Consider the following 22,717-nt stretch of genomic DNA (forward strand, 5'->3'; position numbering starts at 1 on the left):
GGCCATGGTCGGTCGTAGCCGTCCCAGCAGAGGCATATACCGCGCTGGGTGGCTTGAACCGGGAGACACGGCGCGCACTCGACGATGTGATCGGGCAGGTGATCGCCGAGGCTGATCGACTCGAGCGGCTCAGCGCAACGTTCATCGCGGATGGCCACCAGGTGCAGCAGTGGCGAGAGGGCGTATTGCGCGACCTGGACACGCTGCGCAACCGGTGGATCCCCCGTGAGCTGGCCGCACGCTGGCTGGCGGACCGCCCGGACCTGGCCAGCCCGGTGTTCGACCAAGTCCGCAGCGAGCCCGAACTGGCTGGTTTCCTGGCCACGCAACCGGCATCGCTACTGCAAGCGATCCACACCTGGGAGCACACCGATATCCCGATCTGGGTAGCCGAGCGCAACCAGGAATTCCTGGCCGTTGAGCGGGTGCACATGAAGAACTTCTTCGACACGATCGAGAAGTCGCCACTGACCGAGGAGCAGATCAGTTCCGTCGCGATGTGCGACAACAGCGTGCGAGTGATCGCCGCAGCCGGATCCGGCAAAACCTCGACAATGGTTGCTCGCGCCGGGTACACCCTCGCGCGGGGCATCGCCGAACCCGGACAAATCCTGATGTTGGCGTTCAACAAGGCAGCCGCTGACGAGCTGCACCAACGTGTGGTGGAACGCCTCCACACCCACAGGCTCGATGGCGAACAGATCAAAGCCACCACCTTCCACTCGTTCGGGCTCGAGGTCATCGGCCAGGCCACCGGCCGCAAGCCAAGGGTCCCCGGCGACCTGGTGGATCTGAACGGGGCCAAGCGGATGGAACGTGTCGTCGACCGGCTGAGGGACCGCGACGAGACGTTTCGGCGGACGTGGGATCTGTTCCGGCTCGTGTTCGGCCAACCGCTGAGTGATTTCGGTGTACCCGGCCGCCCGGAGGACCACGACAAGATCACCGGCATACGCGGGTACCGCACACTGAACGACGAAGTGGTCAAAAGCCAAGAAGAACGCCTCATCGCGAACTGGCTCTTCTACCACGGCGTCCGGTACGAGTATGAACGCCCGTACGAAGTGGGCACTGCGACAGCCCGGCACGGCCAGTACCACCCGGACTTCTACTACCCGGACATCGACGCCTACCACGAGCATTGGGCCATCGACCGCGATGGCAACCCACCTCCGACCTTCGAGGGTTACCGCGAGGGCATGCGCTGGAAACGGCAGATGCACCAAGCGCACGGGACCACCCTGCTGGAGACCACCTCCGCATCCGTGCGCGACGGCAGCGGATTCGACTACCTCGCCACCCAGTTACGAGCACGCGGTCTCGTGATCGACGACAGCTACCACGAAATTCAGCACATCCCTGGACGTGAACCGGTGGAGGACGCGAGCATCATCCGGTTGTTCCGGACCGTGCTCGCCCACGCCAAGAGCAACCAGCTGTCCAGCGTGGACCTACGCCAGCGGGCGGCGTCGGCCACCGGGCGCATCCCGATCCGCACCGAACTGTTCCTGCAGCTCTATCGAGCGATCCACCAGGAATGGCAGCGCCAGCTCGCGGCCGCCAATCAGGTCGACTTCGACGACATGCTCAAACAGGCATCCGAGATCATCGAAGCCGGCCGATGGGCCAACCCCTACACCATGGTCCTGGTCGACGAACTGCAGGACAGCAGCTGCGCGAGGGCGTGGCTCGTCCGTGCTCTGACGGCCGGGCCGGATCGACACCTTCTGGGGGTCGGCGACGACTGGCAGGCGATCAACAGATTCGCAGGCGCCGACCTGTCCGTGATGACCGACTTCGCCACCTGGTTCGGGCAAGGCCCGACAGTCCACCTGAGCCGGACGTTCCGCTCGCCCCAATCGTTGTGCGATGTGGCCGGGGAGTTCGTCGCCAAGAACCCTGCGCAGCTGGAGAAGCAAGTCTCCTCGGTCCAACGGGAAGACCCGCCCACGCTGCAAGCGATCGCGGTCAACACGGGCGATGAGTATCCCGCGGCCCTGGAGGATTACCTGACCGGGCTCAGTCAGCAGCATGCAGGCGACGCGAAACCTGCCAGCGTCTTCGTGCTCGGGCGCTATAGACACACGCTCGAGCGCGTTGCCGACTTGTGTGACCGTAGCCGGCCGCACCTGACCGTAAGCGCCGACACCATTCATAAGTCAAAAGGCAAAGAAGCTGACTATGTCGTCGTACTAGATCTCATTTCCGGTGCCGCGTACTCCTTCCCCAGCACCATCGAGGACGACCCGCTGCTGCGCCTGGCCCAACCCGGCGCGGACCGATTTCCCGACGCCGAAGAACGACGCCTCTTCTATGTTGCGCTGACCCGCGCGCGTAAAGCCGTACTGCTGTTGACCACAAAGTTCCGGGAATCCACATTCTTGATGGAACTGTTCAACGATAAGAAGGTGACGATCCACAATCGGGACGGAGAAACCGACGACCCGATTCCATGCCCGGATTGCCGGGTCAACCCGGTGGTGCTGAAATCCGGGTCAAACGGCGACTTCTACGGGTGCGTCACCTGGCCGGCATGCAACGGGAAGTACCAGACCTGGGAGATCGAACAGCAGCGCGAGTCCACGAGCCCGTGACCCCAGTGCTCTGCGAGAAGGTCGGGCTCGCTGACTGAAGCGCAGGCGACACGGGCGGCGTCCGGTACTCCGCACGTCACGTGACCTGGACCGCGCGCCGTGTGGATCCCACCCGGGATGTCGGCCCGGCCGCGGCTCAGCCCCGGGTTGGCGACCCTCGCGCCGACGCAGCGAGATCAACTTCCTCGGCCGCGCGCAACCAGTCCACTGCTCGGTTAGTTGCTCGCAGTGCACGACGAAGCACCCGGAAAAGCGCTTCGTTCGCCCCCGTTGCAACCCCTTCGCGCAAATGACTTGGGGAACGTGCATCGCTGCAGGTCAGCGGACCGTTCCCCCTGGGTCGCGGGTTCGTTCCCCCCGTCAGGGGGAACGAAACAGGAAACGTCCGCAGGCCATCTTCTGCCGTGTTCGACACACGACTGAAGGAGCGGGCTATGACCCATGCGGACTTCCCCCAGAGCGGGATCGCGAACCTACTGGGCATTGGCGAGAGCAGCGAGTTGCTGCGAGATGCGGCGCGACGCTGGTCGACCTGGGCCGAGCAGTACCCGGTGCTCGCCGAGGCGACCGACGCCGCATCATTCTTCGAGCTCCGCGTCGGGTCTCAACTCGACGCGCCCGACACCCAAGCCGGCCTGCACGCCCTGGCAACCCTCGGCGCGGTCGACGGGGGCAATGACACCGCAGCCGCCGCCGCTCTCGCACTGCAACTGATCCCGGGAATGATCACACTCGCCCAGCAACTGCAGCGAGGCATCGGATCTCAATACGTCGATCAGGTCATCGCGTCGCAGTTGTGGCTGGAAATCCGCTCATTCCCCTGGCGCCGGCTCGAAAAGGTCTCCGGGAACATTTACATGAACGTCAGGCACCACGTCCTGGCTGAACTCGGAGTCCGCTCGCACGTCGAGCGGGACGACATCACGTGGGCGCGGACCACGCCAACGGACGTCACCGAAAGAATGCGGCCGGAACGGGAGGAACTACCCGCCGATGAGGACCCCGCAGAAGAAGTAGTCAGGATTCTTTCCTGGGCGTGCAAGAACGGAACACTTTCGACATACGACCGCGATCTGATGCTGAGCCTGGTCGAAGCAGCAGACCGCGAACCTCCCACCCGAACCGGCCGCAGCGGTGGACTGCTGAGCAACCGCGCCAGCCGGCAGATCGCGCGCAGTTTCGGGACCTCCGAACAGACCGTCCGCCGGCGCGTGCGCAACAGCATTGATGCCTTGAGCGCGGCCTGCTCCCGAGGGCAGATCCCGGCATGAACAGTGAGCGCCAAGTCCGATCCGACCGCTCGTGCAGGTCGGAGGTGATCACGATGCCGCAGCACGACCGGGGCCAAGGAAGGGCCGCTCGCACACCAGCTGACATTGCACGGCTGTTCGACCTCGCGGGAAGCGAAGCCGCCGCCATCCGTGAACTCGATGGCTGCGTGGCGCGGCTGCACGAGGTCCAAGCGGCCAAGGTCGCCTTGAGGGACTTGACGGCCGACGAACTGCGGGCGGCGCTGGCGTCCCGGCGGGCCGTACTCGGCGGTGAGGGCGCATGACGACCATCACGCAACGACGCCGAAGCGCCGTATCGGTCGATGAGCTGAAACGGGCGTGGCAGGCCGTCGCGGCCGGCGAGTTCCGCCGCGGCCACCTCGTCCGAAGCGAACCTCAGGGGCCGGGGCCTGGGCCTAACACCAAGCCCACGCCGACGGCCGCGAGCACCCTTCAAGGGTCCTGCTCGACATGGGAGGCGCCCCCCGGGGAAACGATCCTGCCGGTGCTGCCGTGCACCGACTCCCTCACTGCGGCAGCCGTCGCGCTGGCGATCGCCACCGCCTCGGGCACGCCGGCAAGGGTCATCGAGTGCGGGTCGTCGACCGGGTCCGACCTGGCGGGGGCGAGCACAGCAGAACTCGGTCGGCACGGTCCATGGATCCGGGGCACGCGCGGCACCGTCCTCATCGACCGGGTCAGCACCATGCTCGGGACGGCCGCAGAAGTGCCCGTGCCCGCAGACCCCGACCGGGTGCTGCAGCTGACCGTGCTGGCCGCCGGATGGGAATTCGGCCACGCCGCCGCCTCGTCTGGATGGCTCGGCGAAGCGGTCCGCGGCGCCGAGCACGTCGTGCTGGCCACGACCGCAACCGTGCCCGGTCTGCGCCGTCTGGAAACGGCACTCGACCTGTTGGACGCCGGCCAACCGGTCGCGGCGGTCCTTGGATCGCGACGGCGCAAGTGGGACAAGGCCGTCGCACACAGTCAGGGCCCGCTCACCCGCGCCCTCGACGCCAGCGGCCGGCTCCTGGATCTGCCCACCGATTCGGACCTGGCCATCCGCGGCCTGTGTTCGCGGCCGCTGCCCACATCGCTGACAGCGGCCGCTGAAGACCTCCTGCAACTGGTCACCAGCCACAACTTCGAAAGGGAACTCTCATGATGAATCACATCGCCGCGAAGGCCAGCACGCTTGCCGCCGCCGTCTGCCCAAAGGCACCGAAAGGGGCATCCGCGCCGGTGAACGACATCAAGGGTTACGTCATGTGGGGCGTGATCGTCCTGTTCTTCCTCGGCATCGTCGCCGGGATCGGAGGCGTCGTCGCCGGTCGGGTGTTCTCGATGCCGCACGCGTCCAAGGTTGCCCTGGTCGGGCTGGTTGTGGTCTTCGTCGCCGCCATCGGCTACAAGGTGCTGCCCGCCATGTTGAACGGCATCATGGGGAGCGGGTGCATCTGATGTCCAGCGACATCAGCGGCGAGGCATGGGGGCGTACGCGACTGCTGACGGTCGTCGCCGGCGTCGCCGCGGTCTGCGTCGCCCTGGTGGCCGGGCTCGGCTTCGCCGTCTACTACGCCTTCGCATCCTCATCGCCCACAAGCTCCATCAACCCCCGACCGAAGTCCGTCCCGTCGCCGCATCCGACGAGCGCTCTCGGGTCGGCCCACCGCAACGAAGTCGCCGCGGCGCCCATGCTCGCGGTCGACCAGAGCGCCGCGGACCCGGGCACACCAGCCGCCGTGCCGGCCCCGGCCATCACCATTTCGGCCGGCCCACGGTCCGGGCCGGCCGGGATCAACACCGGATTCCCACACACCCCGCACGGTGCGGTCGGGCAGCTGGCGGCGATCGAGACCGCGGTGCTGCAGAACATGAACATCGCCACCACCAATCAGATCTACGACGCGTGGGCGCTACCGGGCGGTGACGGGGTCGCCAAGTGGCCGCTGATGCAGAACGTGCAGGCCTTCCTCGGCAGTGCGCAGATGGGCTCACAGATCGATCCCACCAGCGCCGTCGTCGCCACGCCGCAAGGAGCCCAGATCAAAGGAACCGACGGCCCGGATTGGACGGTGGCCTGCGTCCTGATGCAGGTGCGCGCGTCAATCTCCAAGGACGCACAGATCGGCTACGGCTACTGCGAACGCATGCAATGGTCACCGTCAAACGGGCGCTGGATGATTGCGCCGGGGACTCCGGCCGGGCAAGCGCCGTCGACGTGGCCCGGCACCGAGGTGAGCAAGAAGGCCGGGTGGCTCACCTGGTCCGGTGCGGGAGCTGACAACTGATGCTGCACACGGGCATCGCCATCCAGACCGACGCCTGGGGCTGGGTCTCCAAACTGAACCCCTTCAGCTACTTGGCCGGCGAGGCCGGAAAGGTAGTCGCCGGCGGCTGGACCGCAGCCATGCTCGGCCTGTGGAACGCCGGGTTGTGGCTGCTGCAGCTCGTGCTGAACTTCATGGACGCGTTCCTGGTGCCGGATCTAAGCGAAAACGGCCCCGGCTCGCAGGTGTACCAAACCACCTTCTGGATCGCCGGTGCCCTGGTGGGCCTCATGACATTGGTCCAGCTCGGCACCGCCGCGATCCGCCGCGACGGCCGCAGTCTGGCGACTGTCGCTATCGGTACCGCCCAGTTCGTCGGTGTTTGGGGCGCCGGGATCACCTACGGCGTCGCCGTCGTCGCAGCATGCGGCGGTCTCACCCGGGCCCTGATGAGCGGCCTGCTGCACGTCAACTCCTGGTCGCTGTGGCACCCCTGGAAGGAGATCTCCACTAAGAACATCACCGACGGCACTGTCGCCACCGTGCTCGGGGTGATGGGCTTGTTCGTGATCCTCGCGGCTTTCGGGCACTTCATGGTCATGCTGGCCCGTGCGGGCGCGCTCATTGTGCTCGCCGCGACCACGCCGATCTCCGCTGCGGGCCTGGTAGCAGACGCTGGCAAGGCCTGGTTCTGGAAATCGCTGCGCTGGTTCCACGCCGCCGCACTCAGCCCCGTGCTGATGATCCTGGTGCTCGGTATCGGCGTGAAGATGGCCGGCGGGGTCGCCACTGGGCTGACCGACTCGACGCAGAAGTCGATCGGCACGGCCCTGCCGAGCGTGGTGCTGATCTGCATCGGGGTGTTCAGCCCGCTGGCGTTGTTCAAATTGCTGGCGTTCGTGGACCCGGGCACGTCTTCCGGCGCCGGAATGCGAGCCGGCCTCGGCGCGATGGGCGGGGTCTCTGGCCTTCTCGGCGGAAAAGCAAGTGGCTCCAGCAACGGCGGGGCAAACGCCGGATCCGCGGCATCGACCAGCGACGAGGACGGCAAATCTCAAGGCGAGAGTTCGAGCGAGGAACAAGCGTCAGGCCGATTCCAGAAGATGCTCAGCGGGCTCGGACCCGGACTTGGCCAGGCTGCCTCGAAAACACTGGGCGGGATGCAGAACCTGGGGACCAAGGGCGCGTCCATCGGCACCGACCTGACCAACCAGATGGGTGTCGGGCACAACACCTACCAGCCTGACTTTTCCACCGCGAAGAAGAACAAGGGCGGCGACGGAAAGTCGAACAACGGCTCAGACTCATCCAAGACCTCGTCCAAGACCGGACCCGGCAATGACGGCGGACAGGACGACAACACCCAGCCACCGACCGGGCCGACGCCGCCACCCAGCACCGGCTCGCAAGGCAACGGCGGCGATGACAGCACGCCGCAGCCCCCGACCGGAACCAACGACCAGGGCAACGACCAGGGCAGCCGCGACCCGATCAGCGAAGGGATCAGCGGACAGAACACCCTTCCGCCCACCGGCAACACGCCGATCACCAAGGACGGCGCCCCCGCGGATGGCTCATCCGGCGGCAACAGCCCCGGCGGTGGTGCCGGTGCGGGCGAGGGTGGAGCGGCCGCCGGCGGCAGCGGTGGTGCCGCCGCGGTCCCGGTGGCCTGACACACAACCACGGCAACTGAAAGGAGACGCCGATGACGTCGCAGATCTACAACGACTACACCAGAGCGAAGATCGGCTGGTTCTTCGGCCTGCACGGCTGGCAGGTGACGGTGCTGGCCGTCGGGATACTCCCGTTCTTCTGGTCCCTCGGGAACGCTGCGTGGTTGGCGGCGGCGCTCTTCGTGGTCATCTGGGCGGTGTTGGCGGTCATTACCGTCACACCGGTCCTTGGCCGCTCCGCGACCGGGTGGGCGTTGCGGGTCACCGGGTTCTCGCTCGGCGCCGTGCTCAAGTTCAGCCTCTTCACGAGCAAGGGCGCTGAAGGCAAGATTGAGGACCTTGCCGAGCCGGATCTGCCGGGGGTGCTGCAACCGGCCCAGATCCACGACGGCCCGCCGCACGGCGCCGCAATGGCACGCGTCGCCGTGATCCAGAATCACGCCACACGCACTTGGGCCGTCACCGCTACCGTCGTCCACCCCGGCATCGGGATGATGGAGGCGCTGGCACGCAACCAGACCGGTCGCGGCCTGAGCGAGATGCTCGAAGCGGCCGAACGCACCGAGCTCGTCGACGAGGTCATATTCATGGTCCGGTCGGTGCCCGAGGACGGCGCCGAGCGCGACCAATGGGTCGAACGGCACCGGAACCTGGACGGGCCGCAGCTGGCGCGGACTGTCAACGACGGTTTGAAGCAAGGGCTGGGTATGGCGTCGGTGCGCACCGAGGCGTACTGCACGCTCGTGGTACCAGAGTCTCGGATCGCCAAGGTTGCCAAGGAATCCGGTGGCGGGGTCGAAGGGCGCGCCCGAGCGCTCTACGGGCTGATGGGCGAGATGGAGGCGCAGCTGCGCGGTGCGATGGGTATGACGACGGTCAACTGGCTCACCTCACCCGAGCTCGCTTTGGCCTGTCGCACCGGCTTCGCGCCCGGGGACCGTGCCGCCATCATCGACGCGTTGGGCGAACGGGAACGAGACCCGAAGGTGAACGCCGATATCCCGTGGGCGATGGCCGGCCCGTCCGGTGCAGATCCCGCGTTCCGCCACTACTCGCACGACGCCTGGAACTCGATCAGTTCGACGATCAAGTTGCCGGCGAAAGGCGCGGTCATGGGCGCCCTCGCGCCGGTGCTCACCCCGGGCGAACCGGGGGAGCGGCGCTCCTTTGTGGTGGTGTACCCGATCGCCAAGCAGGGCAAGGCTGAACGGCAAAGCAACAACGCCGAGTGGGCCGCGGACGTCGGCGGATCCTTGAAGCAGAAGCTGGGCGTGAAGGTGCGGGCCAAGCAGCAGGCGGAGACCGGGAAGGTGCGCGGTCTCGACGGCAAGCTGGCGCAGGGCAACGCGCTCATCCACCCCTACGCGATCGCCACGGTCACCGTGGCGAAGACCCAACGGGTGGCGGAGTACGGCCGCAGGTTGGACGCCTCGATCCGGCGCGCCGGGTTCGCCCCGCTGCGACTGGACCTGGCGCAGGACACAGCGTTCATCGCGGCCACTGTGCCGATGGGTATCAGCCTCACCCGCCGCGGCGGCGGGTGAGGCCCCGCCCGTGAGCGTGAAGCGGCGGCTCCTGCCCTCTGTGGGGTGGGAGCCGCTTTCGCGGCAGCTCCCTGGGCAGCGATCACGACCACAGACCAGGAGACCCGCGGATGCGACGACGAGTGAAGGCCGGCGCCGGCCGTGACGTGGCGACTTTGCTGTCTGACTTCGGGCACGAGGTCCCCCGGCTGCCGCAGGAGGCTCCCGCCCCCAAGGAGCCGCGACTGTTCCGGCACACGCCTCGAGGCGGTGCACTGCGCGCCGGCCGCGGCCACGGTCCGGTCACTGCTCCGGTGGCCTCTTGGCGGATGACCAGCGAGCAGGCGCCGGTCTTCTGGCCGTTCATCGCCGCCCCCGGCCTTCCCCCGACCGGTGCCCAGATGGGCATCGACGAACTGTCCGGCGGCAGCTTCTTCGCCGACCCCCTGGGCTGGACCCTCGACGACAGCGTCCCGGTCACCAACGGCAACATCTTCTCCTTCGGCAAACCCGGCCGCGGCAAGAGCGGCACCACCAAGGCGTTCTGCCTGAGAATGATGGACTTCAACTACCGAACACTGGTGTGCGGTGACCCGAAGGACGAGTACGAGCCGCTGTGCCGTGCCCTGAACGTCGAACCGTTCGCCGTCGGTCACGGTATGCCGACCCGGATCAACCCGATCTCATTCGGTCCGTTGGGCGAGGGATGGGCCGACCTCACACCGCAGGAGGCACAGCGACGCGCCTCGATCGTGTTCGGCCGGTGGCTGACACTGGTCCGTGGGCTGGTCGGCTCGCAGAAGATCGGTGACAAGCACGTGCCGTTCGGGCCCACCGACGAGACCGTCGTGAAGGCGGCACTGCAGATCCTCACCGGGTACAGCTCGGGACAGAGCCAGCTCGTCGAGGTCACCATCCCCGAGTTGTGGGAGCTGCTCAACAACCCCACGGCCCAACTGATCGAGGACTGCCGGTACTCCTCTGAACGACACTTCTGGGACGAAACCCGTTTGCTGCGTGACGCATTGGGTCAGTTGGTGTCCGGCGCCCTCGCAGGCCTCTTCGACGACCACACCACCATCCAGGTCGACTGGAAGGCGCCGATCCAGTCATTGAGCCTGTCCCGGCTGGAGCCCCTCGGAGACGAAGCGGTCGGGATCGCACTCACCTGCGTGAACAGCTGGGCACGTGGCATGCGCGAAATGTCCAGTCCCGGCGACCTGCGGATCGTGGTCCGCGACGAGTCGTGGAAGCAGCTGCGCCTGGGAACCGAAGCCGTGAAGTCGTTCGACGCGGACCTGCGGCTGAGTCGCACCCATGGGGACATCCAGTTCGCGGTCGGGCACAAGCCGTCCGACCTGCTGTCTGCCGGTGACGCCGGCTCGCAGGCGGTGGCGATCGCCAAGGACCTGCTGCACCTGGCCGACATCAAGATCCTGCTCGGCCAGGACGCCGGCGTCGCAGACGAACTGGAACGCCTCCTTGAGCTCGGACCGATCGCACGCAGGCTGGTCACCGGCTGGGGCATGCAGGGGAAAGGCCGCGCGGTGTGGTGCGTCGGCGAGCAGATGTACAAGGTGCAAACCGTCTTGCACCCGATCGAAAAGGACCTCACCTACACCAACGACGCGATCGCCGCGGCGGCGTGACCGATGAACAAATACCTGACGGGTGCCATACCGGTCGCGTTCATCGCGGCCGTCCCGCTGGTGGCGGCACTTATTGTGGCTCCCGTCACTTCACCGGCGGCCGGTGAAGAGCTGGCGATCACCCAATGCGACCAGGGAGGCGCACAGGTTCAGCCCACCGGCGCCTGGCGCGTCCCGACGTCGCAACGGTATGTGATCACCTCCGGCTTCGGCCCGCGGCCCTCACCCGGCGGCATCGGATCCACCTACCACGAAGGCGTCGACATCGCGATGCTGCCCGCCCCCGGGTCGGTACTGGCCGCGGCCGCCGGAAAGGTCAAGGTCGCCGGGCCGTATGGCGGCCTGGGGAACGCGGTGGTGCTCGACAACGGAGGCGGCATCAGCACCACCTACGGGCACATGGCCAAGCTCGACCCGGCGATGCACGTCGGTGCCACGGTGACGATCGGCCAACGCCTGGGCCTGGAAGGTTCGACCGGGAACAGCACCGGCAATCATCTGCACTTCGGGGTTGCGGTCAACAACAAGTACATCAACCCGATCCCCTTCATGCAGCAACACAAGGCACCGCTCAACGGGCAGGCGGTCGCGCCCAGCCCACCCCGTCACACCGGGCCGCCAGCGCCGCCGACGCCTCCTGGCGGCGAAGGTGGCATCGGGTTCCCGCTACCGCTGCCGGGCAAGGACCGGCGGCAGTCCCTTACCAACCCGCCGATCGTCATACCCAGCGCCATCAAGGGTTTCTACGTCAAAGCGGCGAACCGCTACCGACTGCCCTGGACCCTGCTGGCCGGCGTCGGCATGGAGGAGACAGCCCACGGGATGGATCTCGGTGTCAGCAGCGCAGGCGCCCGGGGGTTGATGCAGTTCATGCCGGCGACATGGTCGGTATACGGAGTCGATGGCGACGGCGATGGTATCGCCGACATCAACGACAACGCCGACAGCATCATGACGGCCGCGAAGTACCTGACCAAGCTTGGCGTCACCAGCGGCCCGGCGGGCGTCAAGAAGGCGATCTTCGGATACAACCACGCGGACTGGTATGTCAACGACGTCCTGTACTACGCCCATGCGTACGGCGGCGGCACGGTGCTGGGCGACCCCACCGATTGCGGAAGCGGCGGCGACGGCAACCCCGACCTTCCTCCGATCAGCGACAAGCGGATCAAGAAGGTCCTCGGCTGGGCCAAGGACCACCTCGGCGACGGCTACGTCATGGGAGCCAACGGCCCGAACACGTGGGATTGCTCCTCGTTCGCGATGGCGGCATACGCACAGGTCGATATCACCATGCCACGGACAGCCGGTGCGCAACGCGACTGGCTCGCCGCCGGCAACGGGTTCAAAGTGCCGGCAGACAAGGCCAAGCCCGGCGATCTCATCTTCTTCGACAGCTACCTCGGCCCGAACAAGATCGGCCACGTCGAGATGGTCTTCAACCCGGCCGACCACCAGGCCATCGGCGCGCAGAACCCGAAAGACGGGGTCACCGTGAGCGACTACGGATACGACATCACTCATAAGCACATCTTCGAAATTTGGCGCGTAGGACAGGTGTCGGATCACCCCAGCAAGACCAGCTGACCACTACCACCCCCGACTGAGGCCGGCCGACCGATGCGACGACGACGACGGCGGTGCCGGTGGCGCCATCGCGGACCGATCCGCAGATCGGCCAGTGAGCGCCAGCCCGGCCCTTCGAACCTTCGGGGGAGTAGGAGCAAAGGAGAGGCGGAATGCAGCGAAGCAGACGGACGGACCCCTATCCATGGACCTGGGAGCGGCCGGTCGGGGTGATGGTGGCCTACTTCCTGGGGATCTTGTATGGGTTCCACACGGGCCGGGCACTGGCGAACTGTGTCGCCGGCGCGGGATGGTCCTTCACCCCCGACGCGAACCTGTTCACCGCCATCCCCGGCGTGGTGCATGGCAACGCCGCGGCCGGCATCAGCGGCCTGCATCACCCCGCCAGCTCTCTGCTGCTGTGGTCATGCATCGTGCTGGTCGAACTGCTGGTTGTGGTGGCCTTGTCGGTCGCGCTCAAGATGGCGTTCGACCGCTGGGGACCGAACCGCGTGCAAGGTATGGCGAGCCGGGATGAGGCCGAAGACCTCCTCGGCCGCACCCGGCTGCGGAAAGTGTCCGGCGTCGTACGACCTGACTTGTACGGCAAGAAGGGAAGGGTACGCGGATGAGGAAGCTGGTCATGGATCCGCACGACGTGGGATGGCGCCTGGGCAAGGCGGTCGAGCCAAGAGGCGGGGAGTTGTGGATCCCGTGGGACCGCACAGCCGGGGTGATCGGCCCACAGGGCAGCGGCAAGACGCTCGACCTGCTCATTCCTGCGCTGCTGGGGGCGCCCGGCGCGGCGCTGGTGACGTTGACGAAAGTCGACGACCTGCTCCTGAGCTTCAGCGACCGCCAGGCCGGTGGCAAGCCATGCCTGGTGCTCGACCCGTTCGGGCTCGCGCCCGGCCTACCCGAGCTGGTGGTCGACATCATCGACGGATGCGTCGACCCCATGGTTGCTGAACGGCGCGCCAAAGCGTTCACCGCCGGGTCGGTGAAGGGGTCGATGACGCAGGGCCACGGCGACGACGCGGCACGGTTCTACGCCGCGGAGGCCGCGAAGGTGTTGCAGGCCTACTACCACGCGGCCGCGTTGACCGGCCGATCCCTCGAGCACGTGCTGGAATGGGTGGCGCAGCCGTTGCGGACCAACGAGCCTACCGAGATCTTGAGGGAGCATCCGCAGGCGGCCCCGTTCTGGCACGGGCTGCTGCACGGCGCCTTGCATGGCGACGATCGGACGGCCGGAAACACCATCACCACGGTGCAGCAGACGATGTCGCTGTTCTTCCAGGCGGACATCCGTCGGCGCTGCGTGCCCAGTAAGGGACGCCCAGCCACCGACATCGCGGAGGTGGTCCGGCAGGGCGGAACCATTTACCTGCTGGGTCGCGAGGACCCGTACGCGTCCGCGTCACCACTGATGACGGCCGTAGCTGAGCACGTCCTGGACACTGCTCTCGCCGCCGCCAACCGGTCCCGGTGGGGCAGGCTGTGCCCGCCGTTCCTTGCCTGCCTGGATGAACTGCCGTCCACAGCCCCGCTGCCGACGCTGCGGACCCGTATGGCGAACGAGCGGGCGTTGGGTATCAGCATCATCTACGCCACCCAGACGTGGCGGCAGTTGGCGGCGATCTTCGGGGAGCAGGAAGCGCGCGCCTTGCTGGGACTGACGAACAACCTCATGGTCTTCGGGGGGTCCAAGGACGCCGCATTCAACCAGGAGATCTCCGACCTGCTCGGGGTCACCCGCGTCGCCCGCACCAGCTATCAAAGCGGTCAGATGGGCGGACGCACCGTGTCCGGTGAGGACATCCCGATCCTGCGAGGCGAGGAGATCCGGCAACTGAAAGAGCGTCGGGCGCTGGTCATCGCCGAGAACGGCAAACCGATGATCGCCAAACTGCACCGGTGCATCGACGGCAAGGCCGGCGCTCAGCTGCTGGCCCGCAAGGACAAGCTGCGGCTAGTGATGGATCAGCAACGGGAGATGGTGGTGACGCCCGAGGCGCAGGCGACGCGCGCCCTGGTGGAAGCCCGTCGACGCGGGCTGACCATCGACGACGAAGACGAGCGGAGTGCGTGATGACCGGCACAGACGAGGCACGAAGTGAACCATTACCGATGACACGACGGTTCCCCATGGTGGGTCCGCAGCTGCAGCTGGCATACCGGGAGCTGACGATCGCCGACAAGGGCGATGACGAACAGGTGGAGGCCCTCGGCGACATCTCGGCGCTGCCCCGACCGTGGGATCCGGCGAGCTGCATGCGCCCCGACCTACGCGAGGAGCTGTGGGTGTGGCTGGAGGAAGTCGTCGACTGGTTGAACCACGAATACATCTGGGACGAGCACGGATTCATCCCGCAGTGCTGGCCGAAGCACCCGCACCTGGTGCACGAGATCGCCGTCGTGGCCGATCAGCGGCGCCGGGCGGGCATCGCCCTTACTCCCGATGCACTGGAGGACTGGCACCGGTACTGCCTGCCAGCGTTCGTCGACCGGATGAAGATCCGGTGCAAGGACCACTGCGGGGAGGGCCACCGGCAGTGGCCGGCCCGGGGCGCGTATACCCGCTACCTCAGCGACGCGGCCGGTGATGGGCGGCGCGTGGCATTCGCCGAGGACATCGAGCACGCGGCAACAACCGGCGCCGGCCGGCGCCGGCCTATGCCAACCATGCCGCCACCCCATCTGGCGTCGGTGAATCTCGACACCGGCGAGGTTCTCGACGACGAGTGACCCGAGTCCCACGGCTCTGCGACCACCACCGGGGCGCCGGGCCGGATGTCTGTACCGGGATGGGTGTCAGGGCCGGAGGAGATAATCCCCGTGTGAATCCGACTGCCGTCACCCTGACCTATGCACCCGCGGCCGAGACCGGCAATGCGGTCGTCGGACACGCTGACATGGAGCACCTCGTCGCGGTTGCGGAATCGATCAGGAACATCTTCGACACCGGACCGCTGTATGAGGACGTCCGGATCGTCGGCGATACGGCGCGGTTCACAGTGCGTGTCACCCGATGGCCGGAGTACGGCGCGACCAATTTGGCGCGAGGGCTCGTCGGTCGAGCGGTGAGTGAGGCGGGCGTATCCGGCCGGCTCATCGAGGTCGCCTGCACCCAGAGGTGACGCCGAACGGTCAAGTCAGGGCCAGCCCGACGAGTAGCTCGGCGACCAGCCACGGCCCGAACGCGACCCTGGCCCCGCAGCCCGCGTCAGGCACAGGAGTCGGCCGGCCAGGAACCACCACCACACCGTGCCAGGCCATGGAACCCGGCGACGAGACCGACAACGCCGGCGAGTTTGACATCGCAGCGCGAAATAGATTGCGAATCCGGCGAATTCGCACGCTAAGGCCCGTACAAGGACTGGTGGATCGGTGGCGGCCAGAGCAACTATTGCAAAGAAGGCGAACCCGGCGACCGGCAGCAGCACCCCTGTCGGGAAGCCTTCGAACGTCGATGTCGACCGCCACCAGCCACAGTCCCGCCGCCACCAGTAGTGTCGCCACGAGCACGCTAACCGGCGGCACCCACCACGTTGCCCGAGCGCGGCGGCCGATCCGCCTCTGAGGGTCGGCGGTAGTGCAGGGAGGCCAGCTTGCGGCGGGTCAGCACGCCGAGCGACGCAGCGGCGACGGTGTAGGCGGTGTGACGGTGGCGTCGGGCACGAGATCGACGCTACCCACCGATGGGTAATCCTGTCCGGACCATCCACAGCCCTCACATCAGCTCATCGACGGGGGGCGCCGCGGCCGCGGTCGAGTGGCGTGGCGGGCTGGCGTCGCTGCTGCTCGGCGCCGGAAAGGTTCCCGGTGTCGGCGACGACCGGTGATCCCTGCGGCTGCAATAGGTTGAGCTTGGCGACCAGGCGGTAGCGCAGGTCCTGGGCGGGCAACTCGCCGAGCGGCTGTGCACCAACGAGTTCCCGCACCGCGGCCGCGACATCGTGGCCCTGGGCGGTGGCCTCGTCGAGCATCATCGCCAGCGCCTTCCAATCGCCCTGTTCGACCAGGCGGGGGTCCACGCTGTCGGCGAACTCTGCCCACCGGATCTGCGCGTCCTTGGACCTGGTCTGGATGCGCTTCTTGGTGTCTTGCGCCTGGTCCCTGCCGTCCTGGGCAGCCTTGCGGGGGTCGTCGGTGAATGCTCGAGCGGCAGAGAGGACCTCTTGCTGGGCGCGGCGGGTGCTGACCTTGAGCCGGTTGCTCAGCTGTTCGATGCCCGACTCCCAGAACTGAGCCGGCCGGGCAGCGATGATCTTCGCGGCGGCGGACAGTGCCTTGGCGGCAGGCAGGTTAGCCAGACGCTCCTGCAGCATTGTTTCGGCCAACGGGACGCGGTCGAACAGGACTCCGTGCAGTCGCTCGGGGCCGAATGCTCCGGCGAGTTCGGCAGGGTCGAACCCTGCTGGGAACAAGGCTTGTTCGGAATCCATCCCGTGCTGGGCGAGGAGCCAGAAGTCACGCTCGGCGGCAACCTGGCCGCCGGCGTCGGCGTCCGTGGCGACGACTGGGTTGCGGCCGAGGCGTGCCAACTGGTCGGCTTGTTCTTCGGTCAGGGAAGTGCCCAACGGTGCGACGCCCACGCAGTCGTCCGTCGAGACGGTGACGGCGACCGCGTCCATGGGCCCTTCAACCAGGACGGGCGTGGCCCCAGCGGCGAGACGGCACGTGCCGGCGACATACAACTGCTCGCCCTTGACGAATAGGGCCGTTTCGGCCGTGTTCAGGTACTTCGGTCCAGCCTTGTCCTCGTCGGTCAGATCTGGGTGCCGGCGCCCGACGAAACCGAGGACGACGTCATGTCCCCCGAACGGGACGGGCTGGAAGTCCCTCCATCCGTCGCGCCGGTGGATGATTGGCATCATCAAGCGGTTGACGAAACGGTCACGTAGTCGACCCTGCTGGTTGTAGATGGCGACGTTCGCGGCGACCATCTCCTGGTCGGTCACGCCTTGGCCGCGCAGGTGCGTGATGAGGGTGTCCCAACCGGGCGGTGCGAATCCGGGCCGGAGCTCGAGGTCGCCGACCAGGTTGACGCCGAACCTGTCCCGCAGGTGTTGTGCAGCCCACGAGTCGGGCAACGACTTCTCATAGAACTGCAGGGTGAGCTCGTTGATCTGCGCGATGCGATCGGGAGTGACCTGGCTTTCCAGGATGCGGTTGGCCCGCTCGGATGCCTGCTCGAGTTGACGCTCGGACGGCTCAAGAGGACTCATGGCGTCGCGACGGAGCGCGGCAAACGTCAAACCCTTGGCGGGTTCTGCATCGGGGGCGGGACCCCCCGAGTCGCGTTCGATCGGTCCGGTGTCGCCCAGGTCGAGGTCCCACGGCATGTCGTCGTCGCCGGGCGGCGGCGCGTCGACGACATACTCCGGCACCGGGTCGGCGCTTTCGGTGGTCTGTCCATCGGCGACGGGCTGCTCGCCCGTCCAGGCATCTTCGGGGGGCTGCTCGTAGTCGCGCTCGTCGTAGTGGTCCTCGTCGGGGATGGGGTCCATGGCCACCTGCACCCGCCACAGCAGCGCCTGGCAACAGTCGACGTCGACGTCGTGCAGTTGGTCGGGTACTCCGGACAGCAGCGCCTCCACCGTCCAGCCGCGTTGGATGGCGTGGTCGACCGCGGCGACAAGGGCCGGCCAGGAGGTGCTCGCGCGCACTTGCGCTGCTCGATCGGGGCCGAGCAGATCGGGCAATTTGTCCGACCAGTCCGTTGTCAGCGACTCGTCGACACCAGTGGTGGCGGCAGCCCCGAGATGTGCCGAGATGCGCCACCACAGGGCCGCGGCCGCGTGGTCGTCGGGCAGCACGCCTTCCTCGGCGGCGCGGTGTAGCACCGCCCGGGCGGGGACGCCCGCGCGGGACATGGAGGCCAGGTGTTCGGCCAGTACGGGTGCGTAGCTGTCGCGCATCACCTGCGGTGCGATCTGGCGCAGCAATGGCGCCCACTCATCGGTGGCGGGGGAGCGGCCACCGAGCGCACGTTGGTGCAATCCGGATTGCCATCGGGCGACAGCCTTTTGGAGTTGCTGCGGACCGGTGGGACGACAGGCGTCCGGGTCGACGTGCATGGCGGCGCGCCATACCGCAACCTCTGCCACGACCGCGTCGTTCGGGCGGGCGGCGCCGGCGGGTACCCAGCTGGGTGCCGTGGGATCGTGCGCGGCCGCCTCGCCGACGACGGCTGCGCGATCGCGGACCAGCTGGTCACGGGCAGTCAGATAGGGACCCCACTCTTTGTGCGTGACCAGGGCGTTCGGGACCGCCGGAATCCAGGGCAGCGGGCCTTGCCCGGCGTCACGCAGCCCGGACGGGTCCAGGCGCCAGTCCAGCACGGCGGCCACATCGTCGGCGGTCGTGAGCTCGCGGCGGGCGGCGGCAGCCTGAAGGGTGTCGATCGGGTCCTTGCCCGATGCGCCGATCAGGATCAGGTGTGCGCGCAGCGCCGGCCAGGCCGGCTCGTTGGTCACTCCGGGAACGGCTCGTTCGGCGCCTGCCTCCAGCGCGGAGACGGCGGGCTCACCGAGCAGGTCCTCGGCCGCGAAGTAGAGCGCGTCCTGGTATCGGGAGGCGGCGGCACCCAGTAGCTCGGCCGGGTCCGCGGCGTCGCGCAGCATCGTGGTCGCCGAGCGTGCGGAGCCGTCGTTGGCGACCATCGCCTCGAGTTCGTCGGTGGCCGTGGGCGGCAACACCAGGTCTGGGTGCACCACCGAGTGCGGGTCGCCGTCGGATGCGACCTGCAGGTACAGGTGGTTGGCGCGGCGGGCGCGCGATAGTGCGGTGTACAGCTCCTGGCGGGTCTCCTCTCCAGAGAACAGCCCGTGGCAGGTGTCCGAGGTGGCACCCTGGGCGGCGTTGGTGGTGGTGGCGTAGCCCAGCTCGACGGATGCGGCCACGTAGTCAGCCGGCACTGTCACGTGCAGGTTGGCGTCGAGCCGGCGCAGCTTCAGGCTGCCGGTGCGGGTGATCTTCTCCAGCGTCCACCGGTCGCCGTTCTTGACCCAGTCGCTGGCGCTGACCCGCAGGTCGCGACGATTGGACCGTGTGATCAGCACGTCGCCGATGCTGGCGTCGTTGCCGTCGGCCAGGTGGACGGTGCGTGCCCGGGCTCGTGGATTCGTGCCGTTCTCGTCGGCCAGCCGGTGGGCGCGGGCTCGCTGGTTGAGTTGGCTGACCAGGTCGCGGGTGGGGGCGAGCATGATCGCGTCTAGGCCGGCCGCGCGGTCGGTGGCCCAGGCCTGGAAGACAGCTTCGGTCATGGTGGCCATGTCGCCGACGTGGACCCGTCCGTGGTCCAGGTAATACCCCAGGCCCTCGGGTTTGCCGGCACGCAGGGCGAGGCTGGCTGCGCCCTCGTCGACGTTGACCGTGCCGTCGGCGTTGACAAAACGGTGCAGTTCGCTGAGCTGGAGGGCGCCGTGGCTGGCTTGGATGTCGCGCAGCACGCCACCGGCGCCGATCGCAGACAGCTGCTGGTCGTCGCCGATGAGCCGGACGCTGCCGCCTTTGCCGAGGATGTAGCTGACGGCGCGGTCGAGGGAGAGGGTGTCGGCGGTGCCTGCTTCGTCGATGACCACGAGCGTGGTGTTGTCGATGTGCTTGACCCAGTCGGGCAGGATCCCCTTCTGCAGGGAGTCGGTCAGTTTCGCCAGCGTGTCGGTCTGCACACCGATCTCGCCGTGCAGGATCTTCGCGGCACCGGCCCGCGGGGCCAGTCCGACGACGGTGCCTCCACCGTTGGTCCAGGCGGTGGTGAGGGCCTTCATCGCGGTGGTCTTGCCGCTGCCGGCGGGGGCGATCGCCAACTGAACTCGACGGCCGGACATTGCCATTTCGCGCACGAGCGTCACTTGCCCAGCGTTCAGGTCCGGGCCGTTGGCGGACTGCTCGAGCAGGGCAAGGCCGACGTCGTTGGCCGCGACCCGCATGCCGTCGACGCGGCCGGCTGCACTGACGAGGCGCTCTTCGGCGTTGAGGACATCGCGCGAGGTGAACATCGTCGAACCCGCCACGTCGTACACGCTGGAGCCGTCTCGCCGACACAACTTGGCGGGTTCGGTGAGGTCGTCGACCGGGCGGGCAAGGCCGATCGACCGCTCCGTGAGGACCGTCGCGACCAGGGCGTCGACGGTCGGCTCGATCAGTTCACCGGGCAGGTTGGCGGCGCGCACCTGGCGCTGCGCCTCGGCGCGTACATGCCATGTCTGCCAGTGGGCACGGCGATTCTGAAGGTTGTCGATGATCCGATCGGCGGTGGTCGCCACCCATGCCGGGGTGATCTGTTCGGCCTCCTTGGCTGAAGGCGAAAGCGTGGTCCGGATCATCTGGGTCAGCTTCTTCTCGCCGCCGAGGACCGCGATGGCGTCCGCCCGCCAGGCTCGTCGCTGCTCGCCGATGCTGCGCGGCTCATGTTTGGCTTCACGTGTTTCAAGGGTTGCCTGCTGCGCCAGCTGCAAGGCTTCGACCGGCGACGGGGGCCGGTTGTGGGTGCGTTGGAACTGGGAGGCCAACTCGTTGCGGCGTACGTCGATGCGGGCTCGGCGGGTGGACCACGCATTGTTGAGCTGTGCGTCGACGCCGACGATCTCGCGGATGGGTCGCTTGCGGGTGTCGGTGCCCGCTCGCTCCTCGAATTGGACGCCGAGGCGTTGCCGTAGGTACTTCTCCAGTGCGGTGTTGTACGTCTCGGAGATGCTGACCATTGCCTTGAACAGCACCCGGCCATCGATGCTGAGCCAGCGGCCGTCGTCGGTCTGGACCTTGTTGGCGATGGCGATGTGGCTGTGCAGGTCTGGGTCGCCGGCGCGGCTGTCGCGGTGCGTGAACGCTGTGGCCACCATCCCTTGCACGTCGACCTGGCGGACGCCGTTGGTGCCGGTGCGGCTGTACAAGGCGTGCGTCTCCAGGAAACGCAGTGCGTCGGTGACCGCGTCGTGGTGGGCTTGTTCGATGGCTGCGGCGACGGGGGTATCGGCCACGGCCCACAGCGTCGACACGGACTTCACGGGGGAGAAGGTGACGTCATACCCGGCGACGGCGCGGGTCTGCGGGCGGGAATGCTTGGCGACAGTAGCAGCCAGTTCGCGGGCATCTTGGGGCTGGCGGCCATGCTCGCGCTGGAAGAACTCGCGGGCAACTTCGGTGCGGATGGTCGCGCGCTGCTGCGGGGTCAGCGGCGCATCCCGCTTGAGCCCCTCCCGCTCGTTGAGGTCGCCCATCCGCTCGGCGACTTCTTTGCGGAAGTCGCTGATGTCGTTGTCGTAGACCTTGAATGGCGACCCCAGCCGGGTGATCGCCTCATAGTCCTGCTTCTTCAAGTCGGGGCCGGCGAGGGTCGCCTTCCGTTGCGCGGCCAGCGGGTGATGCCCGGAGCCGAAGAGCGCCTGCATCTGTTCGGCCGTCACCGTGTCGCCGGCGGACAGCCCATCGATCCCGCTCATGCCGGAGCCGACCCACTTACCCGGCGTCTCGCCCCGCTCGGTGTAGTAGCTCGCCAGACCCGTGTAGCCCTTCTCGGTGCTGTCCATCGCAGCGACTTGCCGGGTCAGGTAGTCATACCCGGACCCGGCAGTCAGCTTGTGGACACTGGCGGTCATGCCGTGACGAGCTCCCGCAGTCGCTGGCCGACCGCAGCTGCGTAGACCTCGCGAACGGCGGCCGCGCTGACGAATGCCCGGCGTCCCGCGTCACACCGGCCGTGCACGCGGGCAGGGTGAATGGCGATCAGAACGTGGACGTGCAGCGGCTGGCGGGATGGGCGATCGGGCGAGCATCCGCAAGGTATCCGGTCGTAGGCGGGTATGCCGACTGCGTCGAGGGCGTCGTTGGCCGCCATGCGGTGGGCATCGAGGACCTGGGACCGCACGGACTGGTCGACCTGCGACCACAGGACGCTGACGATCGGATCGGCGAAAAAGGTGACATTGACCCCTCGCGGGTCCTGTTGGGATCGAAGAATCACGTTTGCCATGTCCGCCGCAAGTCGGGGGCGACGGCTTGGCGCTCAGTCGTTGAAAAATCAAGAACCGGGAATGCAAGAGGTGTGTGGGACTTGAGATCGGGGGAGAAGGAGGGGGAACGGGCGTGGTCGGCGTGATCGGGTGACGGTGGACGAGGCGGGTGTGGGGCGGGATTGACAAGGTCGAGGTGAGCGTGGGGG

At 67.4% G+C, this 22,717-nt stretch carries 16 protein-coding genes; 14 read left to right on the forward strand and 2 right to left on the reverse strand.

The window, feature by feature from the left end; all coding sequences use genetic code 11:
- Positions 1-86: 86 nt before the first annotated feature.
- From IEX71_RS04825 to IEX71_RS04890, 14 genes are all read left to right on the forward strand, one after another.
- The gene (locus IEX71_RS04825) at positions 87-2,594 is read left to right on the forward strand and encodes a UvrD-helicase domain-containing protein (RefSeq protein WP_188835761.1); all 2,508 of its coding nucleotides are present in this window, start codon (positions 87-89) and stop codon (positions 2,592-2,594) included.
- 434 nt (positions 2,595-3,028) lie between these two features.
- A complete protein-coding gene (locus tag IEX71_RS04830; RefSeq protein WP_188835762.1) occupies positions 3,029-3,865 on the forward strand; it encodes a hypothetical protein in 837 nt (278 codons plus the stop codon).
- Between the two features lie 53 nt (positions 3,866-3,918).
- A complete protein-coding gene (locus IEX71_RS04835) occupies positions 3,919-4,149 on the forward strand; it encodes a hypothetical protein (protein ID WP_148043232.1) in 231 nt (76 codons plus the stop codon).
- Between the two features lie 221 nt (positions 4,150-4,370).
- Entirely contained in the window at positions 4,371-5,030 is a 660-nt protein-coding gene (locus IEX71_RS04840) for a hypothetical protein (RefSeq protein ID WP_188835763.1), read from the forward strand.
- Complete coding sequence (locus tag IEX71_RS04845) at positions 5,027-5,326, forward strand: hypothetical protein (protein ID WP_229749464.1); 300 nt, start codon at positions 5,027-5,029, stop codon at positions 5,324-5,326. Before IEX71_RS04840 ends, IEX71_RS04845 begins: the two co-directional genes overlap by 4 nt.
- A complete protein-coding gene (locus IEX71_RS04850; RefSeq protein WP_188835764.1) occupies positions 5,326-6,156 on the forward strand; it encodes a hypothetical protein in 831 nt (276 codons plus the stop codon). The genes IEX71_RS04845 and IEX71_RS04850 overlap by 1 nt, the downstream gene beginning before the upstream one ends.
- Positions 6,156-7,808: a TrbL/VirB6 family protein gene (locus tag IEX71_RS04855; RefSeq protein WP_188835765.1), complete on the forward strand. Its 1,653-nt coding sequence runs from the start codon at positions 6,156-6,158 to the stop codon at positions 7,806-7,808. Before IEX71_RS04850 ends, IEX71_RS04855 begins: the two co-directional genes overlap by 1 nt.
- A gap of 32 nt (positions 7,809-7,840) precedes the next feature.
- The gene (locus IEX71_RS04860) at positions 7,841-9,352 is read left to right on the forward strand and encodes an SCO6880 family protein (RefSeq protein ID WP_188835766.1); all 1,512 of its coding nucleotides are present in this window, start codon (positions 7,841-7,843) and stop codon (positions 9,350-9,352) included.
- A 110-nt stretch (positions 9,353-9,462) separates the two neighbouring features.
- Positions 9,463-10,980: a putative type IV secretion/conjugal transfer ATPase gene (locus tag IEX71_RS04865; RefSeq protein WP_188835767.1), complete on the forward strand. Its 1,518-nt coding sequence runs from the start codon at positions 9,463-9,465 to the stop codon at positions 10,978-10,980.
- A 3-nt stretch (positions 10,981-10,983) separates the two neighbouring features.
- Positions 10,984-12,567 carry a peptidoglycan DD-metalloendopeptidase family protein gene (locus IEX71_RS04870; RefSeq protein WP_188835768.1) on the forward strand — a complete coding sequence of 528 codons (1,584 nt, stop codon included), beginning with the start codon at positions 10,984-10,986 and terminating at the stop codon, positions 12,565-12,567.
- A 152-nt stretch (positions 12,568-12,719) separates the two neighbouring features.
- A complete protein-coding gene (locus tag IEX71_RS04875; RefSeq protein ID WP_188835769.1) occupies positions 12,720-13,178 on the forward strand; it encodes a hypothetical protein in 459 nt (152 codons plus the stop codon).
- Positions 13,175-14,638: a type IV secretory system conjugative DNA transfer family protein gene (locus tag IEX71_RS04880; protein WP_188835770.1), complete on the forward strand. Its 1,464-nt coding sequence runs from the start codon at positions 13,175-13,177 to the stop codon at positions 14,636-14,638. The genes IEX71_RS04875 and IEX71_RS04880 overlap by 4 nt, the downstream gene beginning before the upstream one ends.
- A 38-nt stretch (positions 14,639-14,676) precedes the next feature.
- A complete protein-coding gene (locus IEX71_RS04885) occupies positions 14,677-15,294 on the forward strand; it encodes a hypothetical protein (protein WP_229749465.1) in 618 nt (205 codons plus the stop codon).
- 92 nt (positions 15,295-15,386) lie between these two features.
- Positions 15,387-15,686, forward strand: coding sequence for a hypothetical protein (locus IEX71_RS04890; protein ID WP_188835772.1), 300 nt, complete (start codon positions 15,387-15,389; stop codon positions 15,684-15,686).
- Between the two features lie 603 nt (positions 15,687-16,289).
- Here the strand turns inward: IEX71_RS04890 and mobF are convergent.
- On the reverse strand, positions 16,290-22,154 hold the full coding sequence (mobF, locus tag IEX71_RS04895; RefSeq protein ID WP_188835773.1) for a MobF family relaxase: 5,865 nt from the start codon (positions 22,152-22,154) through the stop codon (positions 16,290-16,292).
- Positions 22,151-22,519 (reverse strand): hypothetical protein, encoded by a 369-nt coding sequence (locus IEX71_RS04900; RefSeq protein WP_188835774.1) that lies wholly within the window; start codon positions 22,517-22,519, stop codon positions 22,151-22,153. Before IEX71_RS04900 ends, mobF begins: the two co-directional genes overlap by 4 nt.
- Positions 22,520-22,717: the final 198 nt, after the last annotated feature.

Origin of the sequence: Flexivirga endophytica (assembly GCF_014640635.1) — a bacterium.
GTDB classification, from domain to species: Bacteria; Actinomycetota; Actinomycetes; order Actinomycetales; family Dermatophilaceae; genus Flexivirga; species Flexivirga endophytica.